Annotated in this window: 4 protein-coding genes; all 4 read right to left on the bottom strand. The window is 39.5% G+C overall.

Features of this window, described 5'->3' with window-relative positions; all coding sequences use genetic code 11:
* Window positions 1–2,027 (bottom strand): condensation domain-containing protein (locus ACJJVZ_RS19950; RefSeq protein ID WP_405621730.1); only part of this gene is annotated, 2,027 nt, incomplete at its 3' end.
* Window positions 2,027–5,527, bottom strand: coding sequence for an amino acid adenylation domain-containing protein (locus ACJJVZ_RS19945; RefSeq protein WP_405596911.1), 3,501 nt, complete (start codon window positions 5,525–5,527; stop codon window positions 2,027–2,029). The genes ACJJVZ_RS19950 and ACJJVZ_RS19945, both read right to left, overlap by 1 nt.
* Window positions 5,527–7,539, bottom strand: a complete 2,013-nt coding sequence (locus ACJJVZ_RS19940) for a non-ribosomal peptide synthetase (protein WP_405621727.1) — start codon at window positions 7,537–7,539, stop codon at window positions 5,527–5,529. The genes ACJJVZ_RS19945 and ACJJVZ_RS19940 overlap by 1 nt, the downstream gene beginning before the upstream one ends.
* Window positions 7,484–10,701: amino acid adenylation domain-containing protein (locus ACJJVZ_RS19935; protein WP_405621724.1), on the bottom strand; the 3,218-nt coding region annotated here is incomplete at its 5' end. The genes ACJJVZ_RS19935 and ACJJVZ_RS19940, both read right to left, overlap by 56 nt.

Below are 10,701 nucleotides of genomic sequence, written 5' to 3'. Positions count from 1 at the left end.
GAAAATTGGTGCTCAGATACACTCCCTAGTTGATCAAGTAATACCACGGTTGCACTGCTAAGCTCTACGTATTCAGTGACCGATTTCACACTCAATACGACATGTGTATTGGCATCATTAACTAAATACTGAAGACGGGCTGATGGCAGTGCAGGATCTAACGGCACATAGGCACCACCGGCCTTTAAAATACCCCAAATGCCTATCACCATTTCTAACGAACGCTCCACACACAAACCCACCAGACTCTCTGGCCCAACATGATGGTTATCTCGTAAGTAATGTGCTAACTGATTTGCTTTGGCATTAAGTTCTCCATAACTGAGTGTCTGCTCACCAAAGTGTAATGCTGTATCAGTTGGGTTAGCTGCTGCCTGCGCTTCAAATAATTCATGAATACATAATTCTTTTGGGTACTCCACCCTTGTGTCATTCCAACTGTCTAGTTGTTGTTTGCGCTCCTGTTCAGACAATATAGATAAAGAGCTCAAACTGTCTGATAAGTGTTGTGGTGAAAGCTCAGCAAGATATTGTAGTACCGATTCTAAATGTTCAGAAAATGCAGTAACACGAGATTTTTTGAATAAAGCACAGTCATAATTCCATTCTATTTTTACACCCTGATCACTCATAACAACTTCAATTTCGAGATCATATTTAATAGTTACGGTGCTTGCAGTACGTTGATTAATTGTCAACCCTTGCAGTTCAACATTGTTATCCCTAATACCGTAATCCGAATTGATCGTCAACATAACTTGAAATATCGGAGAATGAGCACTGCTGCGCGGTATATTCAATTTTTCAACTAATTGCTCAAACGGCACATCTTGATTAGCTTGAGCTTGTTGATGCACCACTTTAATATGCTTAAGATATTCGTTGATATCCGTTTGTTTCGTATCTGCACATAACACCAGAGTATTAGCAAAATAACCAATCAGCATTTCAAGTTCTGGTAAGTTTCGGTTCGCTATTGGTGTTCCTATCACAATATCATTACTATTACTGTGTCTTGCAAGTACTAATGCAAGAGCACCATGAATTAGCATAAATGGCGTCAATTGAAGGTTTTTCGCTAATTTTTTTAAATTTTCGGCCACTATGCTAGGTAGATTTGTTCTGACAATATTTCCTTGTAAACACTTTTTACTCGGCCGTTCAAAATCTGGAGTTATGCCATGTAGTGCAGGTATATCAGCAAGCTTTTGCTGCCAATATTGTATCTGTTTCGCCAATACTTGCTGTGTCAGATGGGTACGTTGCCAGTGGGCATAATCCGTATATTGTATCTCAAGCTCAGGTAACTGATAGCCCCGTCCACTAATTTGGGCCCCATAAGCTGTTATAAATTCACTTATCAATACTTCCATCGACCAACCATCAGAAGTGATATGGTGCATATTTAGGAGTAGCACTCCTTGGTTTTCTTTTTCTGTATCGCCTTTTTCAATTAATATATAAGTCACTCGAAACAGTAAATCTTCTGTCAAATTAAATGCCGTGTTAGCATCAGCATAAATATGTCGTTCTGCTGTTGCGTATTTATCCTGACAATCGCTAAGATCAATAATGTTGACCTTGAAATCAGTATACTGTCTAATTTGCTGCCGTATTCCTTGGTCTGATTCATAATAAAAAGATCTTAGGATCGTATGGCGTTCAATTATATCATTAAATACACTCTCCACCGTCTTAATACTTAATTCGCCATGAACATCTAGCGCCAGTGGAATATTATATTCAGCCGAAGGCCCACGTAGTTGATCCAAAAACCACAAACGTTGTTGAGAAAAGGAAAGCTCAGTAATAATCTGATGACCACTAGGTATTATATTTTTTGAAATATGAGATTTTGTCTGTAGTTCACTAAGCAATGCAATAAGCTCTACTTTGTTTTCCTTGAGCACGCTTTTCAATTTATTGGGCATACTTCCTTTTGTCGCTTTAAATTTAAGTTTTCCTTCTTCGACATAAAGGTGTACACCTTGGGATACAGCTAGATCGAGAGCCTGATTTACGTTCATTAAATTTCTCCCTCTTCAATGACTTTTCCATCACAGATATTGTCGATACCTTGACTATTCATCTGTTTCAAACGCAACAAATCTACTTTTTCCGCTTGTTCTGCAAGCGATTGAGCAGAAAAAATATCACTCATTTCAATATGCTCTAAATTTATTACAATATCTGATGTGATAGCCCTAACCAGCCGACTCGCTAACAAAGAATCTCCACCTAATGAGAAGAAGTTTGCATTAATACTGATTTTATCTTCTGTTAAATTAAGTAAATTAGCCCAAATTACTACCAATCGTTCCTCTGTTTCAGTTGCAGCGGCAACATATTCATCTTCATTACAACCTAAATCCAGAACAGGCAATGCTCGTTTATCAATTTTACCGTTGCTGCTTAATGGCCATTGTTCTATATGAATAAAATTACTCGGTATCATGTAATCAGGTAATTTTTCTACTAATTTCGACTTAATAACATTTATTAATTGCATCGCCTTATTTTCATCTATGTCTTTAGCTACTAATTGAACATAAGCGATCAAATGTTTAGTGTTAGCTGCGGTCTTTACAACAGCCACAATGGCATTTTGCACTTCAGGGCAAGCACACATTAATCCTTCAATCTCACCAATTTCAATTCTAAAACCACGGATTTTAACTTGTTCATCAATGCGCCCTAAATAATCAAGATCACCGTTAGGTAGATAACGAACTATGTCTCCTGTTTTATATAGGTATTTTGTGACGCATTTATTTTTTCCATCAAAATGAGGGTTTAGTATAAAACGCTCTGCTGTTTGTTCTGGTAACTGATGATATCCTCGAGCTAAACCAACACCACTGATATACAACTCACCGACAACCCCTGGTGGGAGTAGAGCAAGTGAATCATCCAAAACAAAAGCACTTGTATTTTCTATCGGTTTACCAATTACAACCTTTTGATTGCACTGTAATTCAGCCCAAGTTGCACAAATAGAAATCTCAGTTGGGCCATATGCATTGATCATACGATATTTTTTTGCCCATAGATCTACAAGATCCTGATCACAGGCTTCTCCACCGACAACTAATGCTTTTAATGCTAAATCATCTCGATATTCCATCATAGCTAAAAATGCTGGCGGCAGTAGCACATGGGTAATTGCTTCACTATAAAGCAACTCACTAAGGCAGTCAGGAGACAAACGCTGAACACTATCAGCGATAACCAGTGTTGCACCATTTAATAGTGCCATTACATATTCCCAAGTACCTGCATCAAAACTCATTGATGCAAAATGAAGTACTTTACTATTTTCGTTGACTCCTAGGTAATGTTTCTGATTTGACGCAATATTAACTATACCTTTATGTTCCAACAGCACTCCTTTAGGTTTACCCGTTGAACCTGAAGTATAAATAATATAGGCCAAATTATTAGGTGATTTATCTAAAACAAGTGCATCCAAATTATTTTTAGGATAATTAAAAAACCTTTCTCCTTTATCAAGGTCACCGAGTCCATCGATACAAATACAACTATAATCATTAAGGTCAAACTGCGAAATAATAAAATGTGTAGATAAAATGATTTCAACACCAGAATTTGACATCATATATGTAAGACGTTGAAGTGGGTAAGTAGGGTCAAGTGGTACATAACCAGAACCCGCTTTTAGTATTGCAAGTGTTCCTATAATCATTTCTAACGAACGTTCAACACATATCCCTATAACTGTATTTGTTTTTAATTTGTACTCACGAACAAGGAAATGTGCCAACTGATTCGCTCTTTCATTTAGTTCGTTGTAAGTCAGGCTATTTTTTCCAAATTGTACTGCAACTTTGTTCGGTGTTAATAGTACCTGCTGCTCAAATATCTCATGAATACAGAGGTCATCGGAATAGTCTTGGGTATTACTAAGGCCATTAACCAAATAATTCTCTAACTTTCCCCCTAATATTGATAAACAATTTAACGGCATTTTTTCAAGCTTTTCACTAGCGATATTTGCCAATGCAGTCAAACCATTATTCAGATGTTCACTTAATTGTTCGACAAAGCCCTGCTCGAATAATGCGACATCAAAACTCCAGATCGTTTCTACTTGCTCTTCGCTAATATTCAGCGCAATCTCTAAATCAAATTTTACCGCTGGATGGTTACTTTCTAAAGGAGAGAGGTTTAAATTGGGTAAATCTAACAGTGATTGCGGTTCTTGCTTCACTGAAAACTTATCATTTGTCGTCAACATTATTTGCACCAGCGGCGTATAAGCTGAACTTCTTGGTAAATTGAGTGCTTCTATAAGCTGCTCAAATGGAATATCTTGATTAACTTGTGCATCAAGGTGCACCTGTCTGACATGTGCTAAATATTCACCCAGCGTTGCTTGACTCGTGTTCAGTCGTAACGCTAGAGTATTAACAAAACAACCTATTGAGCCACCTAGCTTTTCTTCTGCACGATTGGCAACTGGAGTGCCAACAATAATATCGGACTGGTTGCTATGACGACTTAGAACAATAGCCAATGCGGCATGTAACAGCATAAACGAACTGAGTTTAAATTGTTTGGCAATGCATTTAAGTTGTTGAGCAACAGAAGATGGAAGATTAGATTTTACCGTAATTCCAACGGATTGTTTCAATTCAGGTCGACGATGCTGTAATGCTAATTCATGTGTGATGGGAGCATTTTTCAATGTATCCCGCCAAAAATTCAATTGCTTTACAAACTCTTCGCCTTGTAGTTTTTCTCTTTGCCAAACTGCAAAATCTGCATATTGCACTGGCAACTCAGGCAATGGATTTACTTGGTTTAATGTGAAAGCTCGATATAAAGTTACAAATTCATTGACTAAGACTTCCATCGACCAACCGTCAGATGCAATATGATGAAGTGTCAGTAATAGTACACCCTGCTGTAAGTTTTTTTCAAGTTCAGTAAGTTGTAAGTATTGTCCTCTAATAGCTAAATCCTGAGTGAGATCGAAGGGCTTTTTCACTTCATCATGTAAACACTGAGATAACGTCGCATTACGCTCTTGTTCGTTAACAATGCTGAGGTCTTGGTATCCCAAACAAAATACTGATTCTTCTTGAACTAGCTGCACAACTTTATCATCTACTTCCTGGTAAATTGTACGCAGGATATTATGTCGTGAAATAATTGTATTGAGCACTCTCTCTATTAAAGTTAAATCAATCTCCCCCTCTACTTTTAATGCTACAGGTATATTATATTGGCTATTTCCCGACTGCATTCTCTCAAGTAGCCAAAACCTTTGCTGAGTAAACGATAACTGAGCCCCTTTTGGGTAATGTTTGGCCATGAGGCTAATCCCATCGGCTAACTTTGTCGTAGAATGTGACATGAATTTGATTATTTCTGCTTTACGGTTAATGATTTCCTGTTTTAATTGCAACGGAAACTCCGTTACAGTTAGATCAAAATGTAAAGTATTATCTTTGACATGCAGGTAAATCCCTTGATCCGCTGCTGATTTGATTAGGTCTATGGTCATTATAAAGTTCCACTTGTAATTATTGATTCATTGGCTTTTTTAGCTTTTAGATAACTTTGTGCTTTTTTACTATCAATCACTTGCGAAAGAATTGTTAGCTCAGCAGCATCATAAATTTCTCGTAATGTCAGCTCTATTTCAAATGTTAGTTTAATACTAGCGGATAGCTTAATTAGATAAAGCGAATGACCACCCAACTCAAAGAAATTGGCAGTTGCACTTATATGAGTAATTTCCAACTCAAGTAAAGATGACCAAATTAAAGCTAATGCATGCTCTGTTTCAGTTTTAAGCGCGACATATTCCTGATTAACTAATTGTCCATTCGGCTCTGGCAAAGCTTTTTTATCTATTTTACCATTAGGTGTTAATGGCCATTCAGCCATAATTACAAATTGACTAGGGACCATATAGCTCGGCAATACAGCTCTTATAGCTGTCTTCACCTCAGCGAGCCAACTTTGCTGCCTTTCCTCATCCCATTGTGTCTCACGTGTGAGATGAGGTTGTAAATATACTACTAAATATTGATTGCCATCTGCGTGCGACAAGGCAACAACCTTTGATGTAACGATCGAATCTAGACTATTAAAACGGTGTTCAATCTCACCCAACTCAATTCTGAACCCACGTATCTTAACTTGGTCATCAATACGACCGATAAATTCAATACGACCGTCTTCACGGTAACGTACTAGATCTCCAGTTCGGTATAATCGAGAGCTATTATTGATGCCATTCTCTGAAAAATAAGGGTTTTTAATAAAACACTCTGCGGTTAAGTCAGAGCGATTTAAATAACCTCGAGCTACACCAGCTCCCCCTAAGTAAAGCTCCCCAACAGCCCCTATTGGCAGCAACTCTTTATCACGACCTAATATATATCCTTGACTATTGGAAATCAACTTACCTATATCAGGCACTGTTGTTAGCTGTGTACTAAATCGAGCATAAGTAGAGTAAGTGGTATCTTCCGATGGACCATAAAGATTGCAAACGTCAACACCTGGGAGTGTATCAAGGATGTTATTAACTTGTTGTGCTGCCAATGGTTCACCAGCAAGGTTGATAACTCGAACATGCTTTGAAATAGCATCTACCTCTAACAAAGCTTTCATTGCTGAAGGTACTGTATTAATCATACTGACATCTAATTCCAGATCCATCAGTGCCATTGCATTTTTTACAATCACACTTTGATAACCAAAACATAATGGCAAGAAAAGCTCATATATCGACAAATCAAAGTTCAAAGAGGTAGATGCGAGTACTTTTTCTAATTCTGAATCACTATAAGCTTGCTTAGCCCAATGTAGCATAGCCACTGTATTTTGATGCTCTATCATGACACCTTTGGGATTACCCGTTGAGCCTGATGTATAAATCAAGTAAGCAAGGCTTGATTTATTTACACCACTGTCAGTTCTGCTCACATTACATTTAGAATAATGGGACAATTTACTACTAGATTCATCAAAGAGCTTATTTAACATTATAATACTGGCTCCACCTAATTCTACTCGTTCCGCAACTTCGTTCTGACTCAATACGACTGATAGTGAGGCATCGTCAATCAAAAAAGCTAACCGAGCTTGAGGATAATCAGGGTCTAACGGCACATAGGCACCACCGGCCTTTAAAATACCCCAAATGCCTATCACCATTTCTAACGAACGCTCCACGCACAAACCCACCAGGCTCTCTGGTCCAACATGGTGGTTATCTCGTAAGTAATGTGCTAACTGATTTGCTTTGGCATTTAGTTCTCCATAACTGAGTGTCTGCTCACCAAAGTGTAATGCTGTATCCGTTGGGTTAGCTGCTGCCTGCGCTTCAAATAATTCATGAATACATAATTCTTTTGGGTACTCCACCCTTGTGTCATTCCAACTGTCTAGTTGTTGTTTGCGCTCTTGCTCCGGTAACACACACAGGCTATGAACCGACTGTACTGAATCATTTTCTAATAATGATAAGACGTCGTTCAATGTCACTTCTAGGTATTGTGTCATTCCAACTGTCTAGTTGTTGTTTGCGCTCTTGCTCCGGTAACACACACAGGCTATGAACCGACTGTACTGAATCATTTTCTAATAATGATAAGACGTCGTTCAATGTCACTTCTAGGTAATGTGCTATGCGCTGTGCCGGTGCACGTTCGTCAATTTGTAGCTCTAATGCAAACCCCTCTCCTAAGTCATCTACCGATAGATTAAATGGATAATTAGTTCGCTCCTGACTTTCTATTACTTTGAATCCTGCATCTACCTCTAATGTTTCTTCTTGTACTGAATGACGGTAGTTCAACATCGCACTAAATAACGGTAACTGCCCTTCCACTGCACTGTAGCGCTGCGCCTCAGCCAATGAAACTTGTTCATAGGGCACTAAAGCTTGTAAGTCATCATTTATCTGACGCAATAAGGTGCTTGCACTATGATTATCTAATTCAACTTTTAATGGCAAGGTGTTGATCAACATGCCCATCATACTTTCTATCCCTGGCATACCGTTCATTCGACCCGATAATACAGTACCAAAAACAACGCTTGATTGACCGCTACACACTGATAATACTTTGGCCCAAATAAGATGAAACATTGCTGCGGGACTACTATGATGTGCCCGCATCAATCTACGCAGTTGCATCGCTTGAGTGGGAGCTAATGTCAATTTGATGCTCTCGATACCCGTGCCGTCGTTTAGTACTTCGGTTAAGCCATAGGATAATGTTGGTGTATTTACATCGCCTAATTGTTGGCTAAAGAACGCTTTCGTATTTAACGCTGCTGTATGCTGTAAAGTACGTCCTACAAATTCACGATAAGGCACTGGGGCCGCCAATTTAGCCTCTGGATCTTGTAATAACGTTGTCAGCTCTGCCACTAAAATTTCCAACGAGACGTGATCTGATATCAGGTGATGCTCACACAGTAGTGCATAGTGTTTACCTCTCGCTTTATCTTCACATACCGATAATTGCAGTAATGGCGCTGTTTCTAACTCAATCCAGTAGTCAGCATTTGCCACATGCGCTAAAAAAGCACCGTGAACATCTTCACTTGCGTTAAACGATAGCTCTGTCACGGCCAGTTTTGCTTCACGCTGTACCACCTGCAGCGCTGTCGTACGATCTCGCCACAAAATCGCTGTGCGTAGCACATCATGTCTGGCAATAAGTTGCTCTAATGCCCCCAAGAAACGAGCTAAACTTGCCCCATCATCAAACTCAAAAGTGGTACTGGTAACGTAGGGGTCTTGTTGTTCACTCATGGTATGAATAAACAATACGCCTTCTTGAAGCGGCGCAAGTGGATAAATATCTTGAATATTACCCATCCCTCCTGGAATAACTTTGGCTATCTGTGTTATTTCCTGCTCACTAACGGTTGCTAACGTCACCATTTCTGACGTGATGCTATTACAGTCAATTGGGATCCCATTGGCCGGTATAGTAATACGTGTCTCATTGCTAAATAATGTTATTTGACGAGCCATATCTTGTAAGGTACGTGCCTTAAATAGGGCCTGTACATCAGCCTGTAACCCTTGATTTCTTAGTTGACTTACTAACTGCATAATCAGCAGTGAATGACCTCCAAGTGCAAAGAAATTAGCTGTAATACTGATCTTACTCAGTGGTAATGCCAATAACTCACTGCAAATTTCAACCAATAACTTTTCTTCGTACGTCTGGGGGGCTAAATATTCTTGCTGTAATACCCTCGACGGCAGTGCCAATAATGCGCGTTTGTCTAATTTACCATTCACCGTCATAGGCCATTGCACCACTGATGTGAAGGCTGTTGGTACCATATAGTTTGGTAACGAAGTCGACAAAGTCTGTTGCAGTGATTGTATTAACTCATCTGCCTGACTATCAGTCTTATCCATCACAAATTTAATATAAGCACGTAAAGATTGACCTCCTTCATTACTGTGCTCCGCCAATACTACTGCCGATGCAACCGTTGGCTCTGCCATTAATTTATTTTCTATTTCACCCAATTCAACCCTAAAACCACGAATTTTAACCTGATCGTCACTGCGGCCCATAAACGCCAGCTCACCTTTTGCCGATAAGCGTGCCATGTCCCCTGTTTTATATAATCGTTTGCTCAACGCCGGATTTGTCGCGTCATAATACGGATTATCAATAAAATATTTAGCTGTTAGGGCTGGTTGATTAAGGTAACCTTTGGCGAGACACTGACCACTAATGTAAAGCTCCCCTATCACTCCTGGAGGACATAAAGTAAGCTGCTCAGACAATACCAAACACGCCGTATTAACATTAGCTCGGCCAATTGGTACCGCATGAGTTTCATGATAACCGTCATTAATTGCATACCCTGATGCGGTCACGGTTGTTTCCGTTGGGCCATATGTATTGATTAATTGAAAACCTGGTTTTAAGCTCGCTACTGACTTTTTATCCAGCGCCTCACCCCCGACTATCACCAAACGTAACGGCAGTGCTGTCAGTTCCTCTTGATCCAAAGCTAATTGATGCCAAAATGCGGTGGGTAAACTGACTACGCTAATGGCATGTTTATGGCAAAAATCAATAAAAGCGTCTCGACTCAACGACACCGCGTCGTCTCGCAGAATTAAACTGGCACCACGCGTTAATGATGCTAACCACTCTTCCACAAAAATATCAAAGTTCATGGTTGAAAATTGCAATATATTGTCGGCTTCGGTGATATCGTATCGTAACTCGCAGTTAGCACTAAAATTCACCAAGTTACCATGTGTGATCATCACACCTTTAGGCGTACCCGTTGAACCCGATGTGTACATGACATAGGCTAAATGTTCAGTCGTTAGTTCGGTTATCTCTGGAGCGGTCACAGCATAGTCGTTAAAGTGTTCGGGAACACAAATTGTCACAGCGGCAACGTTAAATTCATCTAAAAGGTCATGCACTTTTTGTTGTGTCAACACCACTGATAATCCAGTGTCCTTAATCATAAAGGCAAGACGCTCTTTAGGATAAGCAGGATCCAGTGGCACATAAGCCCCTCCAGCTTTTAAAATTGCCAGTACCCCAACCATCATTTCAAGTGAGCGTTCAACGCATAATCCAACTAACGTATCCGGTCCAACATGATGTTGTACACGCAAATAATGTGCTAGTTGATTGGCGCGTTCATTCAATGCTCTGTAACTCA

Source organism: Pseudoalteromonas sp. Ld19, assembly GCF_045064135.1.
Classification (GTDB): Bacteria; Pseudomonadota; Gammaproteobacteria; order Enterobacterales; family Alteromonadaceae; genus Pseudoalteromonas; species Pseudoalteromonas aliena.
The sequence above is the reverse complement of the archived record's forward strand: the minus strand, read 5'-3'. Positions and strand labels throughout refer to the sequence as shown.

Coding starts and splice junctions, on each gene's coding strand:
- ACJJVZ_RS19945 (WP_405596911.1), bottom strand. CDS start 5,527: ATGACCATAGACCTAATCAAATCAGCAGCGGATCAAGGGATTTACCTG.
- ACJJVZ_RS19940 (WP_405621727.1), bottom strand. CDS start 7,539: ATGACACAATACCTAGAAGTGACATTGAACGACGTCTTATCATTATTA.